The sequence below is a fragment of the Tepidimonas sp. genome (assembly GCF_046292505.1).
In the GTDB taxonomy this organism is placed as follows: Bacteria; Pseudomonadota; Gammaproteobacteria; order Burkholderiales; family Burkholderiaceae_C; genus Tepidimonas.
The window spans coordinates 1-458 of sequence record NZ_JBKBQX010000170.1 but is presented as its reverse complement, the minus strand read 5'-3'; the positions used below and the strand labels follow the sequence as shown (position 1 = coordinate 458).

The window sequence follows — 458 nt, the reverse complement described above, 5'->3', positions numbered from 1 at the left end:
CGGCGTCTCCAAGGGCGCCATGCTCACCCACGGCAATCTCGTGATGAACATGGCCCAGTCGCTTGAGATGGTCGCCCTGAACATGGTCAAGGGCGAGGAGACGATTCTCACGGCGCTGCCGCTCTATCATATCTTCGCCTTCACGGTGAACATGCTGGGCTACTGGGTGCTCGGCGCCCACAACGTCCTCGTACCCAATCCGCGCCCTCTGACCAACCTGCAGAAGGCCTTCGAGAAGTTCCCGATCTCGACGCTGACGGGCGTCAACACGCTCTTCAACGGCCTCAACAACGAGGCCTGGTTCCGCGACAATCCGCCGAAGTCGCTGAAGAGCGCCTGCGCCGGCGGCATGGCGCTGCAGGACGCCGTCGCCAAGCGCTGGAAAGAGGTCACCAGCACGCCCGTGGTCGAGGGCTACGGCCTGACCGAGTCCTCCCCCGTCCTCACCTTCAACCCGC

General features: G+C 64.0%; 1 protein-coding gene. It reads left to right on the top strand.

Annotated elements, in window-relative coordinates; genetic code table 11:
• Positions 1-19: 19 nt before the first annotated feature.
• The coding region (locus ACK4TH_RS12535) for an AMP-binding protein (RefSeq protein WP_409626927.1) at positions 20-458 on the top strand (439 nt) is incomplete at its 3' end.